Source organism: Shewanella sp. HN-41, assembly GCF_000217915.1.
GTDB lineage: Bacteria > Pseudomonadota > Gammaproteobacteria > Enterobacterales > Shewanellaceae > Shewanella.
In genome coordinates, this window is the sequence record NZ_AFOZ01000014.1 from 299,570 (window position 1) to 319,723 (window position 20,154).

15 protein-coding genes are annotated in these 20,154 nt (G+C 47.5%); 12 read left to right on the forward strand and 3 right to left on the reverse strand.

Annotation, left to right across the window (positions count from 1 at the left end):
- Positions 1-287 precede the first annotated feature (287 nt).
- The 3 genes from dnaK to SOHN41_RS03945 all read left to right on the forward strand — a co-directional run bounded on the left by dnaK (position 288) and on the right by SOHN41_RS03945 (position 4,465).
- Positions 288-2,207 carry a molecular chaperone DnaK gene (gene dnaK / locus SOHN41_RS03935; RefSeq protein WP_007645881.1) on the forward strand — a complete coding sequence of 640 codons (1,920 nt, stop codon included), beginning with the start codon at positions 288-290 and terminating at the stop codon, positions 2,205-2,207.
- A gap of 109 nt (positions 2,208-2,316) precedes the next feature.
- Positions 2,317-3,450 carry a molecular chaperone DnaJ gene (dnaJ, locus tag SOHN41_RS03940; RefSeq protein ID WP_007645883.1) on the forward strand — a complete coding sequence of 378 codons (1,134 nt, stop codon included), beginning with the start codon at positions 2,317-2,319 and terminating at the stop codon, positions 3,448-3,450.
- Between the two features lie 694 nt (positions 3,451-4,144).
- Positions 4,145-4,465 (forward strand): hypothetical protein, encoded by a 321-nt coding sequence (locus SOHN41_RS03945; protein ID WP_158091849.1) that lies wholly within the window; start codon positions 4,145-4,147, stop codon positions 4,463-4,465.
- A gap of 561 nt (positions 4,466-5,026) precedes the next feature.
- Here SOHN41_RS03945 and SOHN41_RS03950 read toward each other — a convergent pair.
- On the reverse strand, positions 5,027-5,296 hold the full coding sequence (locus SOHN41_RS03950) for a hypothetical protein (RefSeq protein ID WP_007645885.1): 270 nt from the start codon (positions 5,294-5,296) through the stop codon (positions 5,027-5,029).
- Positions 5,297-5,621: 325 nt separating this feature from the next.
- Between SOHN41_RS03950 and SOHN41_RS03955 the strand changes: the two genes are divergently transcribed.
- The 3 genes from SOHN41_RS03955 (at position 5,622) to SOHN41_RS03965 (ending at position 8,387) form a co-directional block, all read left to right on the forward strand.
- Entirely contained in the window at positions 5,622-6,170 is a 549-nt protein-coding gene (locus tag SOHN41_RS03955) for a DUF4256 domain-containing protein (protein ID WP_007645886.1), read from the forward strand.
- A 151-nt stretch (positions 6,171-6,321) separates the two neighbouring features.
- Positions 6,322-7,665: a DEAD/DEAH box helicase gene (locus tag SOHN41_RS03960; protein WP_007645887.1), complete on the forward strand. Its 1,344-nt coding sequence runs from the start codon at positions 6,322-6,324 to the stop codon at positions 7,663-7,665.
- Between the two features lie 137 nt (positions 7,666-7,802).
- Positions 7,803-8,387: a GNAT family N-acetyltransferase gene (locus tag SOHN41_RS03965; protein WP_007645888.1), complete on the forward strand. Its 585-nt coding sequence runs from the start codon at positions 7,803-7,805 to the stop codon at positions 8,385-8,387.
- 529 nt (positions 8,388-8,916) lie between these two features.
- Here SOHN41_RS03965 and SOHN41_RS03975 read toward each other — a convergent pair.
- Entirely contained in the window at positions 8,917-11,070 is a 2,154-nt protein-coding gene (locus SOHN41_RS03975; RefSeq protein WP_007645892.1) for a TonB-dependent receptor, read from the reverse strand.
- A 311-nt stretch (positions 11,071-11,381) separates the two neighbouring features.
- Between SOHN41_RS03975 and SOHN41_RS03980 the strand changes: the two genes are divergently transcribed.
- The 6 genes from SOHN41_RS03980 to SOHN41_RS04005 all read left to right on the forward strand — a co-directional run bounded on the left by SOHN41_RS03980 (position 11,382) and on the right by SOHN41_RS04005 (position 19,288).
- Positions 11,382-12,185, forward strand: coding sequence for a M48 family metallopeptidase (locus SOHN41_RS03980; protein ID WP_007645894.1), 804 nt, complete (start codon positions 11,382-11,384; stop codon positions 12,183-12,185).
- Between the two features lie 196 nt (positions 12,186-12,381).
- Complete coding sequence (locus SOHN41_RS03985; protein ID WP_007645896.1) at positions 12,382-12,999, forward strand: FKBP-type peptidyl-prolyl cis-trans isomerase; 618 nt, start codon at positions 12,382-12,384, stop codon at positions 12,997-12,999.
- A 73-nt stretch (positions 13,000-13,072) separates the two neighbouring features.
- A complete protein-coding gene (gene dapB / locus SOHN41_RS03990) occupies positions 13,073-13,885 on the forward strand; it encodes a 4-hydroxy-tetrahydrodipicolinate reductase (protein ID WP_007645901.1) in 813 nt (270 codons plus the stop codon).
- Positions 13,886-14,055: 170 nt separating this feature from the next.
- Entirely contained in the window at positions 14,056-15,216 is a 1,161-nt protein-coding gene (carA, locus tag SOHN41_RS03995; RefSeq protein ID WP_083820730.1) for a glutamine-hydrolyzing carbamoyl-phosphate synthase small subunit, read from the forward strand.
- 27 nt (positions 15,217-15,243) lie between these two features.
- Entirely contained in the window at positions 15,244-18,468 is a 3,225-nt protein-coding gene (gene carB, locus SOHN41_RS04000; RefSeq protein WP_007645906.1) for a carbamoyl-phosphate synthase large subunit, read from the forward strand.
- Between the two features lie 88 nt (positions 18,469-18,556).
- Positions 18,557-19,288 (forward strand): RluA family pseudouridine synthase, encoded by a 732-nt coding sequence (locus SOHN41_RS04005; RefSeq protein ID WP_007645908.1) that lies wholly within the window; start codon positions 18,557-18,559, stop codon positions 19,286-19,288.
- 29 nt (positions 19,289-19,317) lie between these two features.
- Here the strand turns inward: SOHN41_RS04005 and SOHN41_RS04010 are convergent, their stop codons facing one another.
- Positions 19,318-20,091 carry a substrate-binding periplasmic protein gene (locus SOHN41_RS04010; RefSeq protein WP_007645910.1) on the reverse strand — a complete coding sequence of 258 codons (774 nt, stop codon included), beginning with the start codon at positions 20,089-20,091 and terminating at the stop codon, positions 19,318-19,320.
- Positions 20,092-20,154: the final 63 nt, after the last annotated feature.

Here is a 20,154-nt window from a genome sequence, read left to right on the forward strand (position 1 = left end):
AATTACCTTACCCACTGAAACACCCGCCCGAATATGGGCAGATTGAATAACAGCTTAAGCTGATAATCAAGTGTATTTTGCTTATTTGGATATTTTATACAATCAAAGGTGTGTCAAAGATAAAATAAGAAAATTTTTTTGTTCACCCTTGTAATTAAATTCCCTGTCCCAATATAGGTGTTAAGGCAGAGAAGGTGGCCAACAATGGACTTGATAAACAATGCGTCCGGCCCCATATCGAAACCAACTAACAAATTTAGATTGAATGAAATTTTTCGGAGGACCTCATGGGTAAAATTATTGGTATCGACTTAGGCACAACAAACTCTTGTGTAGCTGTCCTCGATGGTGGCAAAGCACGCGTACTAGAGAACGCTGAAGGCGATCGTACAACCCCGTCAATCATCGCTTATACCGATGACGAAACTATCGTGGGTCAACCAGCAAAACGCCAAGCGGTAACTAACCCAAATAACACATTCTTCGCGATTAAGCGTTTGATCGGTCGTCGCTTTAAAGATGACGAAGTTCAACGTGACGTGAACATCATGCCATTCAAAATTATCCAAGCCGACAACGGTGATGCTTGGGTTGAATCCCGTGGCAACAAAATGGCTCCACCACAGGTTTCTGCTGAAATCTTGAAAAAGATGAAGAAAACGGCAGAAGACTTCTTAGGTGAAGAAGTGACAGAAGCGGTTATTACCGTACCTGCTTACTTTAACGATTCACAACGTCAAGCCACTAAAGATGCGGGTCGCATTGCAGGTCTTGAAGTTAAACGTATTATCAACGAACCAACGGCTGCAGCACTGGCCTATGGTATCGATAAGAAGCAAGGCGATAACGTTGTTGCTGTATACGACTTAGGTGGCGGTACATTCGATATCTCTATCATCGAAATCGACAGCAACGACGGCGACCAAACCTTCGAAGTATTGGCAACTAACGGTGATACCCACTTAGGTGGTGAAGACTTTGACAACCGTTTAATCAACTACTTAGCTGACGAATTCAAGAAAGAGCAAGGCTTAGATCTGCGTAAAGATCCATTAGCAATGCAACGTCTGAAAGAAGCGGCTGAAAAGGCGAAAATCGAGCTTTCAAGCACCAACCAGACTGAAGTTAACCTGCCATACATCACGGCAGACGCAACAGGTCCTAAGCACTTAGTGGTTAAAATCACCCGTGCTAAATTGGAATCTCTGGTTGAAGACTTAATCGTCCGCACATTAGAGCCGCTAAAAGTCGCTCTGGCTGACGCTGACTTATCCGTATCAGACATCAACGAAGTGATTCTGGTCGGTGGTCAAACCCGTATGCCTAAGGTTCAAGAAGCAGTGACAAACTTCTTCGGCAAAGAACCTCGTAAAGACGTCAACCCAGACGAAGCGGTAGCCGTAGGTGCTGCGATTCAAGCGGGCGTACTGTCAGGCGATGTGAAAGATGTTCTGCTGTTAGACGTAACACCACTGTCTCTGGGTATCGAAACCATGGGCAGCGTAATGACCAAGCTGATTGAGAAAAACACGACTATTCCGACTAAGGCACAGCAAGTGTTCTCAACCGCCGATGACAACCAAAGCGCCGTGACCATTCACGTGTTGCAAGGTGAGCGTAAGCAAGCGAGCGCGAACAAGTCATTAGGTCAGTTCAACTTAGACGGTATTGAGGCTGCACCACGCGGCATGCCACAAATTGAAGTGATGTTCGATATCGACGCCGACGGTATTCTGCATGTTTCTGCCACCGACAAGAAAACCGGTAAGAAACAAAACATTACCATCAAAGCCTCTTCAGGCTTAAGTGAAGAAGAAGTCGCACAAATGGTACGTGATGCAGAAGCGCATGCGGAAGAAGACAAGAAGTTTGAAGAGCTAGTGCAAACTCGCAACCAAGCTGATGGCTTAGTTCACGCAACTAAGAAACAAGTTGAAGAAGCGGGCGATGCATTACCTGCAGACGATAAAGCTAAGATCGAAGCCGCTATGGCCGCCGTTGACACTGCCAGCAAAGGCAATGACAAAGACGCCATCGAAAAAGCGACTCAAGACTTAATCGAAGCGTCTGCGAAGCTGATGGAAATTGCCCAAGCTAAGGCTCAAGCTCAAGGTGGCGCAGAGGCCAATGCGGGTCAACAGTCTAACGCTACTGCCGATGATGTTGTCGATGCTGAATTTGAAGAAGTGAAAGACGACAAGAAGTAATGACTTGTTTTCAATCAAATAGATTGATTTCAAAGCGTTAATTTCTAGGCGGGCGTTATGGGGAAACTCTAACGCCCGTTCGTTCAACTTAAGCCAGAAGCATGAGATTATGTCAAAGCGAGATTATTACGAAGTATTAGGTGTCAGTCGTGACACCAGCGAACGTGAAATTAAAAAGGCCTACAAACGTCTGGCCATGAAATTTCACCCCGATCGCAACCCCGGCGACAAAGCCGCAGAGGCTAGCTTCAAAGAAGTGAAAGAAGCCTATGAAATCCTTACCGATGCCGACAAAAAAGCGGCCTATGACCAATTTGGCCATGCGGGCGTGGATCCTAATCGTGGTGGCGGTGGTTACGGTGGTGGACAGGGCGATTTCGGCGATATTTTCGGTGATGTCTTTGGCGATATTTTCGGTGGTGGACGTCGTGGCGGTCAACGTCAAGCGGCCCGCGGCTCAGATTTACGTTACAACCTAGAGTTATCACTGGAAGAAGCCGTTAAGGGCCTGACCAAAGAACTGCGTATCCCAACATTAGCGACCTGCGATCTGTGTGACGGCAGTGGCGCGAAAAAAGGCACCTCGGCAACCACCTGTGGCACCTGTCATGGTCAAGGCCAAGTACAAATGCGCCAAGGTTTCTTTGCGGTGCAGCAACCCTGTCCAACCTGTCATGGCCGCGGCAAGATCATCAAAGATCCCTGCACTAAGTGCCATGGTGATGGCCGAGTTGAAAAGAGCAAGACCTTATCGGTTAAGATCCCCGCCGGCGTCGATACGGGCGACCGTATTCGTTTAGCGGGTGAGGGTGAAGCGGGTGAGTTTGGCGCGCCTCCAGGGGATTTATACGTTCAGGTCAGTGTGCGTGAGCATGCAATTTTCGTCCGTGATGGCAACAACTTGTACTGCGAAGTGCCGATATCCTTCAGTAAAGCGGCGCTCGGTGGCGAGATTGAAGTGCCAACACTGGATGGTAAAGTCAGCCTGAAGATCCCAGCCGAAACCCAAACGGGCCGTATGTTCCGTCTGCGTGGCAAAGGGGTTAAATCGGTTCGCAGCCATGCGGTAGGCGACTTGCTCTGCAAAGTGGTTATGGAAACCCCAGTTAACTTAAACGAGCGTCAAAAAGAACTGTTACGCGAATTTGAAGCCACCCTAACCGGTGAGTCGAAAAAACACAGCCCAAAGGCTGAGGGCTTTTTCGATGGCGTGAAAAAGTTCTTTCAAGATCTGAATAGCTAACTTGATCGAGTGGCGCAGCGGCTAGCAGCGCACTAGAAGAAAAAAGCCCTGCAATGTTTAACACCGCGGGGCTTTTTTATGTTCGAATTTTAGCAAATACATTTTGATAATATTTGGCATCACTGATGTGTTTTTTAGCTCTGCACTTATAGGTTTTAAGTATTCGTTTTCTATTTCTATAAGAAAAGTCAAAGTCGTGGGGCTTCACCCCACACCCGACCAAAAGGGGAAAAGCGCCTGTTCCCCTTTTGGCTTATTTATAAAACATGGCCCTGCGTCCCCAACGGAGTTGAAAGCCCCTTGTGCTTAAAGGCAAATTTGCTATTGCTTCCGATGGTTCGGCTTTACGTCCATGTAAAGCATCCCAGTTCGGTAATCCCTGCCTCTCGCTCATAAGCGCGAAAATCACCGATTTTCATTCGCCCCTGCACCTGCGAAAGCTAGCTCGGCATCTGATAGGCTGGATGCCTGAATGTCGTGAAGTGCATGGATGCACGAGAACGACCATGACCGAACACACGCACTCTTTATTAAATCAAGAGCTCTATTCGCCCTGCGGCAACTCCGAGGGGATGTGATATGAGTGCACCTTTAGAAACATCCTCTGAGAGTACTCTAAATACTGGTGGCTTTGATTATACTAATAAAGGACAAGGATTGCGGAAGGCTGGTGGATTTGACTGGGGTGGTGGATATGGAACAAGTGTTTCAACTGTCACTGGTGAAAGAATCGAATTATTTAGGTATTGATATGACATATAGAACATACCACTTTTCTATTTTTATTGTTGGCATTTCAGGGCTAATTATTTCTTTTAATTATCCATGGTTTTTTGTGGTGTATTTCTTAATTATGATATTGGGGATGAATTTCGTTGGCATGATTTGGGTGAAATGCCCTCGTTGCAAGAGGGGACTCATATGGGCCGATGCCCCATCCAATTGGAAAACATTTCTCACCAATAAATGTGAAGACTGTATGGATGCAGAACGCGAAGAAAAAGGAAAAATCTAAAATAAAATGAATGGATCTTTCAGCAGGGTTGACTCATCAGAGTTCATAATTTGAACAACCCCATTGGCCAATGGGGAAAGCGAGGGCATATATGGTCACCTCGGGGTTAGTAAGGCCAATGTCCTATTTTTTCAAACTAGATTTGCGTTAATCGATAATTCACCTTTCACAACGGGGTATTGGGCGTTAATGGTTCGCGGTCTTGCGACCTGATGTTGAAAATAAAGGCTGACGTCTGTTGCACCCTAATGAGATCCAAATTGACGTCTTACCCTCCTTGGCACCCACATGGCCTTTAAGGCCACTGTCCTCATCAAAAAAGAAAGGACAAAAGAAAGGACATATATGGTCACCCCGGGGTTAGCAAGGCCAATGTCTTAGTTGTTTACCTATGCCCAAATCTGTTGATGGTATCAAAGCCTTTAGATAAGCGTGTACGAACAAGGCTAACGCTGAGTTGGTTTGGGTTTAATCATTAATCGACATTAATGGAAAAGTATATGAATTCAAGCTTTTAGCCAAGCTTTACACCCACAGGTTTAAAGTTGATACAATCTTGTATTATTCAGTAAATGCGGCTTCTACTTTTTCTAACTCTTGCTCGGTTTTAAGCTGAAACGCTTGCTGCTTTTTTAGCTTGGCTTCTGCTTCGAGTGCGGCTTCTCTTTGTTTAAATTCGTGTCTCTCTGGTTTAGTCAGAAACTTAAACGCGAGCTTGTTGCCCAGCACGTAGGCGACAACGTCTTCACCTTTTGTGCGGCGTTCATCGACGCGTTGTGAAAAACGGGCGTTATCGCGGGCTTTACGTTCTTCGGCATTTAACTTACTCATAATCTTTTCTCCTCATTTAGTTAATCACGGTAGTGTTCCACTACGTTCAGTAAAACAAATGAGTTGTGTTGCACATTCATTCATAAGGCTGATTGTGCGGGATTCTATCATAAGCGATGTTTAAACCCACGAGGTAAAAGAGCCAGCCTAAAACGGCGCATTGAATGTTGGATTGAGATGTTTAGATGAGCTTGGTATTGGGTTAACCTGCTAGATGAAGTAGGTATATTTTGTCTGGTATGGCCATTATCCTCAGTTATGGTAAAACGGTTTATGATTAACAACCCAACGCGCTGATTTTCAACAATCACTAAAGGAGATAACTGTGAATGACTCACTATTAAGCGAATTACTCGCAAAGCTAGCGCCAAGATTTGCGACGAATATGCCGCGTCATCAGGGGATTCATTGGGCTGATGTTGAGGCCAAAATTCGCCAAAGCGGCACGCAGAATCAAAATGCGCTACATGGGATGGAGCTTACTGGCGGTGAGCCTGATGTCGTGGGTGTTGATCCACTGACGGGCAAATTTATTTTTGTTGATTGTGCAGCGCAAAGCCCTTTGGGGCGACGCAGTCTTTGCTACGACCAAGCGGCGCTGGATGCGCGTAAGAACAATAAGCCTGTTGGCAGTGCAATGGAACTTGCGACGCAAATGGGCGCACAAATGCTGACTGAGGCGCAATATCGTGAGTTACAAACCTTAGGTGAGTTTGATACTAAGACTTCCAGTTGGCTGCAAACACCAGTTGAGATCAGAATGCTGGGCGGTGCAATTTTCGGCGATAGACGTTATGGGCAGATCTTTACCTATCACAATGGTGCCGATTCTTATTATGCCGCGCGTGGGTTTCGGACTCGGTTATTAGTGTAGCGAGCGTCGGGCTGCTAGGGAGGAGCGCGCGGGTGGAAAACTGATCACATCCACACCGTAGCTGCACTATTTACACAATAGTGAAAGCAAGATTGGTAATCTGATCCCACTCTCAGTAAACTTTTGCTCCCGTTTCTTAACTGGTGCAGTAATGACCTTTCCCAAGCTTTCTTCTTCCCTAGAGCCGCTAACCTTTGCCGAGCTTGGCTTAAATACGGCGTTAGTTAAGGCCTTGCCTACAACGCTTAACTATCCGACTCGGGTTCAGCAATTGGCCATTCCAGCCATTCTTGCAGGGAGGGATTTGTTAGCCTTAGCACAAACCGGTAGTGGGAAGACCTTCGCCTTTGGTTTGCCCATGCTGCAAGCCATCTATCAACAAATTCAACAGCAAACACAGTTACAGAGCGCTAAGTCTGTGCAGGCCTTAAATGCGCTGGCGTTAGTGCTGGTGCCTACACGGGAGTTAGCGCTGCAAGTGACCGAGGCGTTGCAAGCGGTGGCGAGTCAGTTATCGACATCGGCGCCTTTACACATTCAGCTGCTCTGTGGCGGTGTTGCGTTGGAAGAGCAATTAGCCGAACTTGCAACCAAGCCGCAGCTTTTAGTGGCAACCCCTGGGCGTTTACTGGATTTATGCAAGCAATCCCATATTAGCCTCGATTCGATAAAACATCTTGTGCTGGATGAAGCGGATCGCCTGCTGGAAATGGGTTTTTGGCCCGATGTGCAAAAACTGATGACGTTGATGCCTAAGCGTAAGCAAACCTCGTTGTTTTCTGCCACTTTGCCCGAGGCTTTGGATGCCTTAGCGGGCAAATTGCTGGTGAATGATCCGTTACGGGTTGAAGCCCACAAGGTCAATTCAGTGGTTGGTGAAATCGAAGAACAACTCTATTTAGTGAATAAGGGCAGTAAAGCGCAGGCATTAATTGCGCTGTTAAAACAATACCAATGGCCACAGGTGCTGGTGTTTATTAGCGCCCGTGATGATGCCGATGCTGTCGCTAAACGGCTCACCAAAGCAGGGATGAAAGCTGCTGCGCTGCATGGTGAAAAAGATCAAACCGTGCGCAGCCAAACCTTAGCTGACTTTAAAGCCAATCGCATTCAAGTATTAGTGGCGACCGATTTGATGGCCCGTGGCATTCATGTGGATGCCTTGCCCGTTGTCATCAACTTAGATTTACCCATGAGTGCACCTGTGTACGTGCACCGCATTGGCCGCACCGCCCGCGCAGGCGAAAAAGGGCTGGCGATTTCCCTCGTGTGCCATGGTGAAATGCCTAGCTTAACGGCGATCCGCAGCTTAACTGCGCGGGAGTTACCGCTGGCATTATTGGCCGATTTTCCGGTAACGGATAAGCCGAGTGATAAATCCGGTGATGGCGCTGCGGGTGGTAAGGTTGAGCGTAAGCGGCCACTGCGGGATAAACAGGCGAACCGCCGTAGCATTAATAAACACAGTGCCAAAGCGTTTAAAGGTAAGCACTGAGCTTGAAGCTATTCATAGCGTTCAAGCTTGGCGTGCCACAATCACTAAATTGATAACAGAATAAAGCTCATTGGCCGCTGTTATCACTTTCGCTCTGGGTGTAACTTAGTGACTTATTTACATTAAGGAGCTAAGTCATGGGATCGACATTGGCGTTAAGTAAAGCACTTCATAAAGTGGTGAATAACGGTTTAACGACCGAGCACTTTGTACTTAGACCATTCCAGCGGGCGGATCTGGAGGCTTTTACCGCCTATCGAGCCGACCCTAAGGTCGCCAAATATCAAAGCTGGACCGATTACAGCTATAGCGATGCAGTCGCGCTATTTGAGAAGATGGATTATGCGCAATTTGGTGCCACGGATACTTGGTTTCAACTGGCGATTGTCAGCGCGGCGTCGGGAACGACATCGACTAAACTAGTTGGCGATCTGGCGCTACATTTTATTGATGAACAGCAGGTGGAGATCGGCTTTACGATTGCGCCTGAGCATCAAGGTCAACATGTCGCTTTTGAGGCCGTCAGCGCATTGCTGGATTACCTCTTTATTGAATTGCATAAGCATAGAGTCATTGCCATCACCGACGTAGAAAATCTTGCCTGCTGTCGCTTACTCGAAAAACTCCGCTTTAGGCGCGAAGCCCATTATGTCAAAAATATCTTCTTTAAGGGCGCGTGGGGTGATGAGTATCTCTATGCCTTGTTAAAGGAGGAATATTAAAAAAACAAGGCAAAAATAAAACCACATAAAAGAATAACCGCACAAAGGTAGCTAATGCGTTTTTCATTTCGGGTAAATTGAGTAAGCTTTGGATCAGCTTGTGTTGAGAGAAAGCCATGTTGTAGTGACTCGTGAAGATAGGCACTTCTGGCTGTCCTGAGTCGGATTTTCATCGGATTCGCCGAAGCTTTACGCCATTCTTCTGGATAATACTTTTCAACATAACGCTGGATTTTAGCAAAATTATTAAATTGAGCGATTAATAGAATAGATATACATAGGTTCGCGATTACGATGAAATACATGATGGTAAAGAGTTTATTCAATAAAGACAGATAGCAAACTTAATCTAATCTAAGCTTAAAAATCTAGCAGTAACGGTTTAGGTCGTTAAAGTCCGACTTTTGGATGAGCCATATAACTCATTGACCTGCAGATTTTGTTCTTGGTATAGAGTATGAAGCCAAGCAGAACGCTCTATCCTATTTGGCTTCATTTACTCTGTGATTAACTCTTTTTCGAGAGCATCTTAAAACTGATAGCTTACGCCGACATTCATTGTCGTCCCTAAGCCTTTGGTGTTGTAGCCCTTAAAGGTAAAAGATTGCGAGCGGGCAGAGTAGTAATCTTCGTTGAGCAAGTTTTCCACTCCAAGTGATAAAGTCCAATCATCTATTTGGTAGCTACTGCTCAAATTGACAATATTGTAATGCTCAACGGGTCCTTGGCTGCCAACATACGCGCCATTCACTGGCTCGAATCGGTCGCGGTCACCGACATATAGATAGGCAAGGCTAATATTGCTGTCATCTGTGGGTTGCCAGTCTAAGGTGGCGGTAAATTTAGGTGGCGAGATGACTTGCCCATCTAAATATTCATCCTTTTCGGTATCTTTCCCTTCGACGAAGCTATAGCTCATGCCAGTGCTGAGATTGTCTCGCCAAGCGTAACTGACTTGCGCCTCGTAGCCCCAAATTTCTTGCGGGGCGCGAATAGGCACATATGCGCCTGATACCGCGTCATATTTGCTGCTAGTGCCGAGTTCTGATTCGCTGAAAAAGGCGGCTAGCTCATAGGAAAAGAGATCAATATAGCCTGATACACCTATCTCATAGTTATCAATTATGGCTGCCTCTGTTTTGATTAGGGCGATGTCATTTACCGATGCCGTACGTAACAACAGACCAAGATCAGAAATATCTGCGCCTTGGGAATAGCTGATAAACGGGCTAGCAAAGCTACTGCCTGTATAACGTAACCCTAAATTATAGGTGGTGGCGTTAAAGCCTAAGTCGCCGCCTTTTACATCAACTGATTCGGTACACTGAGTTGCACTCGCACACAGCTTTAACGTGCTGTAATCCTTAACACTTAAATCAACACTATCCTGACGAACTCCCGCCTTAATGACCCAATCATCAAACATGACCCACTTAGTTTGCAGATAAAAAGCAAGGTTGGTCATGTCCATTTCAGGGACCCAAATACGGCCATCTTCGAGCGGCTGACTGCTGATATCCTGCAAGGCATCGACACCATAAATAAAGTTGGCGGCTATGTGGTCCCAATCGACCTCGGTATTAAAGTTAGCGCGTAAGCCAATTTTTTCAGACAGAATAATCGATTGCCCACCGCTGTATCCTTCAGAAGGATTCGCGAGTGAGGACGAGAAGAAAAACATGTTATCGATTTTTTGGCTGTAGGCGTCTAGCACCATTTGCGTGTTATCTAATAATGCATCGTCAACATATTTTAGGGTCAGGTTATGGTTGCCCTTAGGCCCCTGTGGTTCGCCGAGTTTAGGCTTGCCTGAGGTATCTTTAATGGCGTAGGTTTTAACGCCCGAATTGACACTGCCTGTGACATCGACTAGGTCGGCATCCTGTTGTGCTTCATAGTAGTTGTAGGTGAATTGCAGCGATCTGGCACCGGTAAACTGATATTGCAACTTGGTAAATAGGTTTTGAGTTTTCGTTTCGGATAATCCATAAACTAGGCCCGGTACATCACCTTCTGCATCACGCTGCAGACCCGTTTCTTCGGTCACGGCATTTAATACATAACTGAATTTTTCAAGTGAGCCATCCACTCCCGCATTAAAGCGATAGCCAGCGCTGTCTTCAAACTTAACGGTACTGAATTTACTCGAGGCGCCAAGGTTAACCTGCGCTTTACTGTCGCCAGGTTTCTTGGTGATGTAGTTGATAATACCGCCGGCGGCTCCATTACCGTAGATTGAGGTCGCGCCTTTAATCACTTCAATACGTTCAATGGCATTAACATCCACAGAGCGTATATCAAGCGAGCCATTACGCAGTGGTGTTGATTGCGGTACACCATCAATCAGTACTAGTGCCTTACGCCCGCGTAGCGTTTGCCCGGCATTACTCGAGGTACCTGAGGATGGCGCTAAACCAGGGACGCGTATTGTGAGAATATTCTGTAGCTCAGAGCTGACCTTGAGATCTTGGTTAAGAGTGGCGTTATCAATTAAGGTAACTGAGGAGGGGACTTCATCAATGCGTTCCACGACGCGGCTCCCCGTTATAATTAGGCGTTCAACGTTTGCTGGTGGTGTGACAGAGTCTACTGGTGAGGTGGCAAAGGCCATACCTGAAAATAACGCTGAACCAACTAAAGCATAACGTATTGAAGCAGCACATGGGGTGAGCGCGAGTCGCATAGTAAATCCTATTAAGTGAACACGAAATTAAGGCGTAGTATTGGGTCCTGCTAAAGACTGATATCAAACCTAAGACGCACGAATGATAATTATTATCGAATGGTTTTGCAGGTTATTTACATTTGTTAATTTTTATTGAAATAAATAGGTTTTCCCGTCATAGCGATGGTAAAAGTGGGCTTGAGTTACTGTTATGTGTGGCACAGACATAATTTGGCTTATTGATCCTATCTCAGTAAAATCTTTCCATTAGTTGAGCCCGAGTAGGCTCAAGGATCTTCACACCCGTCATGGGATTTAAGGAGTGTCACATGAAATCAATGCGTTTAGGCATAGTGGCGTTCGTGCTCGGTTTATCGGCCTGCGCGACGACACAATCACCAACGGGGCGGGGGCAGACTTTGCTCTTTTCTGCGGCGCAGATGCAGCAGATGGGGGATACTTCCTTTGAGGAGATGAAAAAGCAACAAAAGGTGAGTAGCGATAAAAAGCTGACGCAATATGTGAATTGTGTTGCCAATCGTGTGACCGCAGTGCTGCCGGATCAAACCCAGCGCTGGGATGTCGTCTTGTTTGACTCTGAACAAGTTAACGCCTTTGCACTGCCGGGTGGCCACATTGGTGTGTATAGCGGCTTACTCAAGGTCGCAAAAGGTCCCGATCAACTTGCTACGGTATTAGGTCATGAAGTGGCACATGTGTTGGCACAACATGGTAACGAGCAGGTATCTCGCGGACAGTTAACGAACGTCGGCATGCAAATAGCAGATGTGGCGCTGGGGGCGAGTGGCGTGTCTAATCGTGACTTATATATGTCGGCCTTGGGTCTAGGCGCTCAGGTCGGCGTTATTCTGCCCTTTGGCCGCGCCCAAGAGAGCGAGGCCGATGTGATGGGCTTGGAGTTAATGGCGCGTGCCGGATTCGACCCGGCGCAGAGCGTGGCGCTCTGGCAAAATATGTCAAAGGCGGGCGGTAGCCAAGGGCCTGAATTATTATCGACTCATCCATCGAACAGCAATCGCATCGCCCAACTTGAGCAGTTACAAGGGCAAATGCAGCCGCTTTATCAGGAGGCTAAGGCCAATATGAACAGCCAATGTGTGGTGCCTAAATAACGCTTAAATGCCGAGGGAAAAGTCATTCTGCCAAGTACAGCACTTAAGCCAGATTAGTCGCTGCTGGTGGATAAATACGCATTCAGAATAAGAAATTATTGCCAAAGTTAAATAAGCAGTCAGTTTATCGGCATAGCTCGCTGAACTATGGTAAACTGGCGCGCAAAATTCCACTGATAATTGAGAGTCGTTAATTATGTCTGATAAATTCAGTACTGTTGAACAGCAAGCAAGCTACGGTGTAGGCCGTCAAATGGGTGAGCAACTGGCCGCCAATTCTTTTGATGGTGTGGATATTCCAGCCGTGCAAGCGGGTTTAGCCGATGCGTTTGCCGGTTTAGAAAGTGCTGTGTCTATGCAAGATCTGCAAGTTGCTTTCACTGAAATTAGCGGTCGTATTCAAGCTGCTCAAGAGCAAGCTGCAGCTGCTGCATCTGCTGAAGGCGATGCGTTCTTAGCTGAAAATGCTAAGCGTGATGGCGTGACTGTGACTGGATCTGGTCTGCAGTATGAAGTATTAGTTCAAGGTAGTGGCGCTAAACCTACCTACGAAGACACAGTTCGTACTCACTACCATGGTTCTTTCATCAATGGTGATGTGTTCGATAGCTCTGTGGTTCGTGGCCAACCTGCAGAATTCCCCGTATCTGGTGTTATCGCGGGTTGGACTGAAGCTCTGCAACTGATGCCTGTTGGCACTAAGTTAAAATTATACGTACCACATCATTTAGCCTACGGTGAGCGTGGCGCGGGGGCTTCTATTCCTCCATACTCAACTTTGGTATTTGAAGTTGAGTTGTTAGACATCGTCTAATGTGATTGAAACGCCTAAGCCAGTCTTAGGCGTTTTCTTATGGACTAGAAGAACGGGTGTTGAGGAGATTGAAATGGGTGGACAAGTGAGAGTTGCCATCGTCGGTGCGGGTGGTCGCATGGGACGCACTCTTATTGAAGCGGCTTACAATCACGACCATATTTTGCTAGGCGCCGCCATTGAGCGTGTGGGTTCTAGCCTAGTGGGTGTGGATGCGGGTGAGCTTGCAGGAATAGGTAAATTGAATGTCATCATTATGGATTCGCTCGATTATACGACCGATGATTTTGATGTCTTGATTGATTTCACCGCGCCCGAAGCCAGTATTGTCCATTTAGACTGGTGTGTTCGCCATAAGAAAGCCATGGTGATCGGCACTACGGGCTTCAATCATGCTCAGAAAGAACAGATTAATGCCTTTGCCGAGCAAACCCCTGTGGTGATGGCGCCCAATATGTCTGTGGGTGTCAATCTGATGTGGAAATTGCTCGAGTTGGCTGCCGAAGTCATGGGTGACTACACTGATATCGAAATTATCGAAGGTCACCACAGACATAAAAAAGATGCACCATCGGGCACAGCGCTCAAAATGGGTGAAGTGATCGCAAAGACCTTAGGTCGCGATCTCGAAAAATGTGCTGTATACGGCCGTGAAGGGATCACGGGTGAACGTGACCGTGAAACCATAGGTTTTGCGACCATCCGTGCCGGTGATTTAGTGGGTGAACATACCGCCATGTTTGCCGATATCGGTGAGCGTTTAGAGATCACCCATAAAGCCTCGAGTCGTATGACCTTTGCCAATGGCGCTATGCGCGCCGCCCACTGGTTAGTGGAGCAGAAGCCGGGTCTGTATGATATGCAGCAGGTATTAGGTTTGAATTAATTCATTAAAAACGCCAAATTGGCGTTTTTTTTTGCACCCAGTTACCAATGGGTGGACGGTTTAGCGTTTTTCCTGTAAACTCGCTGGAATTTGTCAAAATTTCGTAAATCAGCGGAAATTGGTATCTTAACATAACATAAAAACATTATATTTCAGTGGCTTGGCTCTTTATGGAGGTCGCGTTGACAAAGTCTGCCTTACTCGTACTCGAAGATGGAACCGTATTCACTGGCACAGCGATTGGTGCCGATGGACTCTCTGTTGGTGAAGTGGTTTTTAACACTTCCATGACAGGATACCAAGAAATTTTAACTGATCCATCCTACTCACGCCAGATTGTAACTTTAACCTACCCACACATAGGCAACACTGGTACTAATAATGAAGATATTGAATCCAATGGGGTTCACGCCTGTGGTCTTATCATTCGCGATCTTCCGCTCATAGCAAGTAGTTTCCGTAACCAACAGACATTAAGCGATTATCTTAAAGCGAACAATGTCGTTGGCATAGCCGATATCGATACCCGCAAGTTAACTCGCATTCTGCGCGAAAAAGGTGCCCAAGCTGGTTGTATTATGGCGGGTGCTGACTTAGATGAAGCCAAAGCCCTTGCTGCTGCTAAAGCCTTCCCAGGTTTAAAAGGCATGGACTTAGCCAAAGAAGTTACCACAGATAAAGCCTATCAATGGCGTAAAGGCAGCTGGCGTTTAGTCGGTGGCTTACCCGCTGATACGCCAGTAGAAGAGCTTAAATACAAAGTGGTCGCCTACGATTACGGTATTAAGCAAAACATTCTGCGTATGCTAGTGGACCGTGGCTGCGACGTGACCGTAGTGCCGGCTAAAACTTCGGCCGCCGAAGTGTTAGCGATGAACCCTGACGGGGTGTTCCTCTCTAACGGCCCTGGCGATCCAGAGCCATGCGATTATGCCATTGAAGCGATTCAACAAATCCTCAAGACAGAGGTGCCCATTTTCGGTATCTGTTTGGGCCACCAGTTACTGGCTCTAGCATCGGGCGCGAAAACCTTAAAGATGAAGTTTGGTCACCACGGTGCAAACCACCCAGTGAGCAATATTGAGAAAGGTAATGTGATGATCACCAGCCAAAACCACGGTTTTGCTGCCGATGAAACCACCTTGCCTGCCAATATTAAAGTGACCCATAAGTCGCTGTTCGATGGTTCATTGCAAGGTATCCATCGTACGGATAAACCTGCGTTTAGCTTCCAGGGTCACCCCGAAGCGAGCCCAGGCCCGACCGATGCAGCCCCGCTGTTCGATCACTTTATCGAGCTTATCGAAATATACCGTCAGAACGCCAAGTAGTACGCTAGCTAGGAGAAGAGAAGAGCAATGCCAAAACGTACAGATATAAAGAGTATTCTTATCCTAGGCGCCGGTCCGATTGTTATTGGTCAGGCATGTGAGTTTGATTATTCAGGCGCACAGGCGTGTAAAGCGCTGCGTGAAGAAGGTTACCGTGTCATTCTAGTGAACTCTAACCCAGCCACCATTATGACCGACCCAGAAATGGCCGATGCGACTTATATCGAGCCAATTCACTGGGAAGTGGTGCGTAACATTATCGCTAAGGAACGTCCCGATGCGATTCTGCCGACCATGGGTGGTCAAACCGCACTGAACTGCGCCCTAGAGTTAGAGGCTAAAGGCGTACTGGCGGAATTTAATGTCGAGATGATTGGCGCAACCGCCGATGCCATCGACAAGGCAGAAGATCGCAGCCGTTTTGACCAAGCGATGAAACGTATTGGTTTAGAGTGTCCACGTGCGGGCATCGCCCACAGTATGGAAGAAGCCTATGGTGTACTCGACCAAGTGGGTTTCCCTTGTATTATTCGTCCATCATTCACTATGGGTGGCTCGGGTGGCGGTATCGCCTATAACAAGGAAGAATTCGAAGAGATTTGTTCCCAGGGCCTCGACTTATCGCCAACGAAAGAGCTGCTTATTGATGAAAGCTTAATCGGTTGGAAAGAGTACGAGATGGAAGTGGTCCGTGATCGTAACGACAACTGCATCATCGTCTGCTCTATCGAAAACTTCGATCCTATGGGCGTGCATACCGGTGACTCTATTACCGTTGCGCCAGCTCAAACCCTGACCGACAAAGAATACCAATTGATGCGCAATGCCTCTATGGCGGTACTGCGTGAGATTGGGGTTGAGACAGGTGGTTCAAACGTACAGTTTGGTATTAATCCGAAAGATGGCCGTATGGTGATCATCGAGATGAACCCAAGGGTATCGCGCTCATCGGCATTAGCATCGAAGGCAACGGGTTTCCCAATTGCGAAAATCGCCGCTAAGTTAGCCGTAGGTTTCACCCTCGATGAGCTGATGAACGACATCACAGGTGGCCGTACGCCTGCGTCATTCGAGCCAGCAATTGACTACGTTGTGACTAAAGTGCCTCGTTTTAACTTTGAAAAGTTTGCGGGTTCTAACGATCGTTTAACCACACAGATGAAGTCTGTGGGTGAAGTGATGGCAATTGGCCGTACTTTCCAAGAGTCACTGCAAAAGGCCTTACGTGGTTTAGAAGTGAGTCGCCATGGTTTAGACCCTATCACAGATATGACTAAGCCAGAGGCTATGTCACGTATTCGCCTCGAGCTGAAAGAGCCCGGCTGTGACCGCATTTGGTACATTGCCGATGCGATGCGCGTTGGTCTAAGCCTAGATGAGATCTTCCGTCTGACCAATATCGACCCTTGGTTCTTGGTACAAATCGAAGAGCTTGTTCAGCTAGAAGGTCAAGTTGCCGAAGCAGGCCTTGCGGGCTTAAATGAAGATTTACTGCGTAAGCTGAAGCGTAAAGGCTTTGCCGATGCGCGTCTGGCCGATGTATTAGGCGTGAGCGAAGCCGAAGTGCGTAAGCTGCGTGACCGCTTCAATCTGCACCCTGTCTACAAGCGCGTGGATACCTGTGCGGCCGAGTTTGCGACAGATACGGCTTATATGTACTCGACCTACGAGGAAGAGTGTGAAGCCAACCCTTCAAACCGTGACAAAATCATGGTGTTAGGTGGTGGACCAAACCGTATCGGCCAAGGCATAGAGTTCGACTATTGCTGTGTACACGCGGCGTTAGCGCTACGTGAAGACGGTTATGAAACCATTATGGTGAACTGTAACCCTGAAACCGTTTCAACCGACTACGATACTTCAGACCGTCTGTACTTCGAGCCAGTCACACTGGAAGATGTATTAGAAATCGTCCGTATCGAGAAGCCAAAGGGCGTTATCGTGCAATACGGTGGCCAAACGCCACTGAAATTGGCTCGCGCCCTTGAGGCGGCTGGTGTGCCAATCATTGGTACTAGCCCTGATGCGATTGACCGAGCGGAAGACCGTGAACGTTTCCAACAGGCAATCCAACGTCTAGAGATGAAACAGCCTGAAAACGATACAGTCACTACCGTTGAAGGTGCGGTGATTGCCGCCGAGCGTATCGGTTATCCACTGGTGGTGCGGCCATCCTATGTATTGGGCGGGCGCGCGATGGAAATCGTGTACGACCAACAGGATTTACTGCGCTACTTTAGCGAAGCCGTGAGCGTATCGAACGCCTCACCAGTACTGCTCGATCACTTCTTGGATGATGCCATCGAAGTGGATATCGATGCCGTGTGCGACGGTGAAACTGTGGTGATCGGCGCCATTATGGAGCATATCGAGCAGGCGGGTGTTCACTCGGGTGACTCTGGTTGCTCACTGCCACCGTACACGCTAAGCCAAGAAATCCAAGACCGTATGCGCGTGCAAGTGGGTAAATTGGCGATGGAACTCGGTGTTATCGGTCTGATGAACGTACAGTTTGCCGTGAAAGATAACGAAATCTACATGATTGAAGTTAACCCACGTGCAGCCCGTACCGTGCCATTCGTGTCCAAAGCGACGGGCGTGCCTTTAGCTAAGATTGCCGCGCGTGTGATGGCGGGTCAAAGCTTGAAGTCGCAAAACTTCACTAAAGAAGTGATCCCACCTTTCTACTCAGTGAAAGAAGTGGTGTTGCCCTTTAACAAGTTCCCTGGTGTTGACCCACTGTTAGGCCCAGAAATGCGCTCTACCGGTGAAGTGATGGGTGTGGGCGATACCTTCGCCGAAGCCTATGCCAAGGCACAGTTAGGGGCAACTTCTGAGGTGCCTAAGTCGGGTCGTGCATTATTGTCTGTGCGTAACAGCGATAAGAAACGTGTTGCCGATTTAGCGGCTAAGTTAATTGAGCTCGGTTACCAAATCGACGCCACCCACGGTACTGCGGTTATCCTAGGCGAAGCGGGTATCAACCCACGTCTAGTAAACAAGGTGCATGAAGGTCGTCCACACATTCTCGATCGCATCAAGAATGGTGAATACACTTATATTGTGAACACCACCGAAGGTCGCCAAGCGATTGAAGATTCTCGTCAATTGCGCCGCGGTGCACTGCGTTACAAAGTGAACTACACCACGACCATGAACGCCGCATTCGCCACTTGTATGGCCCATGCTGCCGATGATCGTACCAATGTGACTTCGGTACAAGAACTGCATCAGCGCGTGCTGGCTAAATAAGTCAGACTGTTAATGCACGTCAATAAGGCCGTATAACTTAGGTTATACGGCCTTATTGTTTGTCATTGTTGCTAATATCTGGAACCTTATGCCCCTTACCTATGATCCCCATGTGAGAGTCGATACTTTTATTGCACCGCCCTGTGAGGGACAGATTAAGATCCTTTACCAAGATAGTGATATTTTACTGATAGATAAACCGAGCGGCTTATTGAGTCTGTCGGGGAAGAATCCGCTGAATCTTGATTCGGTGCATCATCGCTTAGTGCAGGATTTTCCGAGTGCAACCTTAGTGCACAGACTCGATTTTGGTACTTCGGGTATCATGCTAGTGGCGCGCAGTAAAATCGTTAACGGCTTGTTGACCAAACAGTTTCAGGCTCGCACTGTCCAAAAGTGTTACACCGCTTTGCTCCATGGGCATTTAACCTATGATAGTGGCGTCATTAATCTGCCGATCGCTAAGGATAGTGACAACTTCCCGCTGCAGAAAATTTGTCACAGCACAGGTAAACCTGCGATCAGCGAATATCGCGTGCTGGAACGATTAGCCGAACCTTTTGCTACGCGGGTCGAATTCACCCCAGTCTCCGGTCGCACCCATCAACTTAGGCTCCACAGTCAGCAATTGGGCCACTCGATACTGGGGTGCGATCTTTATGGTGGTGTGGGAGAGAGGAGGACTGACACAGTTGATGCACATGATGAGATCTCTAAGACTAAGTGTCATCCCAGATTGATGCTGCATGCGACCCGCTTAGCCTTCGATCATCCTATAACGGGCGAGCGTATCGACTGGATTTGCGAGAGCCCTTTCTAAGAGCTGTCGATGGACCTAACAGATTCGATTTAGTTGCCAAGCCCGATTCGCTCGGTTTGCATCGGCGGAACATCCTTGGGGAGCCAAGCGTGGTAAATTGCTTTGAAGGTGCCGTCCGCTTTTATTGCAGCGAGACTGGTTTTCCATTGTTCGATCACGTCATTGGGCGTGCCCTTTGAAAAAGCAATATACAGATGATTGGCGCTGATGGTATAGAGGGACTCGACCTCATCGATACTGGCGCCCGCATCGGCAAGAATGCTCGGCGCGGTGAGATTGGCATTACACCAAAGATCGATACGGTGTTTCATCAATTGCTTTGCGCTCAATAATGGGGTCGATGAGGCGGCAAGATTGCTAAAACCATGCTCAATGAGCAATTGTTCCTCCACTGAGGCACGATAGACGCCAATCGCCATAGCTGTTTTAGCATCATCTAGGGTGGTGATTTTTATGCCGCTATTTTTTAAGGCATAAAAATTGGTCGTGCCGACGGCAACTGGCCCTATCATAGTAAACATCTGCTCCCTTTCGGCCGTACGCGTCATAGTAAACAGCACTGTATTGGGTTGTTCGGTTAGCATTTTCCAGCCCCGAGCCCAAGGTACGACCCTGATAGGATCTGAGTTTTTGATGCGCTGTTGAATTTCTTCTACGACCTGCACCGCTAAACCAGCGGGTTTACCCTCAATGGAAAAACTGATCGGCGACCATTCTTCGGTATAGATGTTTAGCGGCTGTGCACCTAGGGGAAAGGTGCTGCAGAGAAAAATAGTGAGCAAAGTGCCTGTGACAAATTTCATTAATAACCCTAAAAATTAGAATGTTATAATTGAGTCTCACGGCTTGCTCTAACGCTATTAAAG

Bases quoted from the DNA above. Each gene is read 5' to 3' on its own strand.
- dnaK (WP_007645881.1), top strand. From the start codon at position 288: ATGGGTAAAATTATTGGTATCGACTTAGGCACAACAAACTCTTGTGTA.
- dnaJ (WP_007645883.1), top strand. From the start codon at position 2,317: ATGTCAAAGCGAGATTATTACGAAGTATTAGGTGTCAGTCGTGACACC.
- SOHN41_RS03945 (WP_158091849.1), top strand. From the start codon at position 4,145: ATGGAACAAGTGTTTCAACTGTCACTGGTGAAAGAATCGAATTATTTA.
- SOHN41_RS03950 (WP_007645885.1), bottom strand. From the start codon at position 5,296: ATGAGTAAGTTAAATGCCGAAGAACGTAAAGCCCGCGATAACGCCCGT.
- SOHN41_RS03960 (WP_007645887.1), top strand. From the start codon at position 6,322: ATGACCTTTCCCAAGCTTTCTTCTTCCCTAGAGCCGCTAACCTTTGCC.
- SOHN41_RS03965 (WP_007645888.1), top strand. From the start codon at position 7,803: ATGGGATCGACATTGGCGTTAAGTAAAGCACTTCATAAAGTGGTGAAT.
- SOHN41_RS03975 (WP_007645892.1), bottom strand. From the start codon at position 11,070: ATGCGACTCGCGCTCACCCCATGTGCTGCTTCAATACGTTATGCTTTA.
- SOHN41_RS03980 (WP_007645894.1), top strand. From the start codon at position 11,382: ATGAAATCAATGCGTTTAGGCATAGTGGCGTTCGTGCTCGGTTTATCG.
- SOHN41_RS03985 (WP_007645896.1), top strand. From the start codon at position 12,382: ATGTCTGATAAATTCAGTACTGTTGAACAGCAAGCAAGCTACGGTGTA.
- dapB (WP_007645901.1), top strand. From the start codon at position 13,073: ATGGGTGGACAAGTGAGAGTTGCCATCGTCGGTGCGGGTGGTCGCATG.
- carA (WP_083820730.1), top strand. From the start codon at position 14,056: ATGGAGGTCGCGTTGACAAAGTCTGCCTTACTCGTACTCGAAGATGGA.
- carB (WP_007645906.1), top strand. From the start codon at position 15,244: ATGCCAAAACGTACAGATATAAAGAGTATTCTTATCCTAGGCGCCGGT.
- SOHN41_RS04005 (WP_007645908.1), top strand. From the start codon at position 18,557: ATGCCCCTTACCTATGATCCCCATGTGAGAGTCGATACTTTTATTGCA.
- SOHN41_RS04010 (WP_007645910.1), bottom strand. From the start codon at position 20,091: ATGAAATTTGTCACAGGCACTTTGCTCACTATTTTTCTCTGCAGCACC.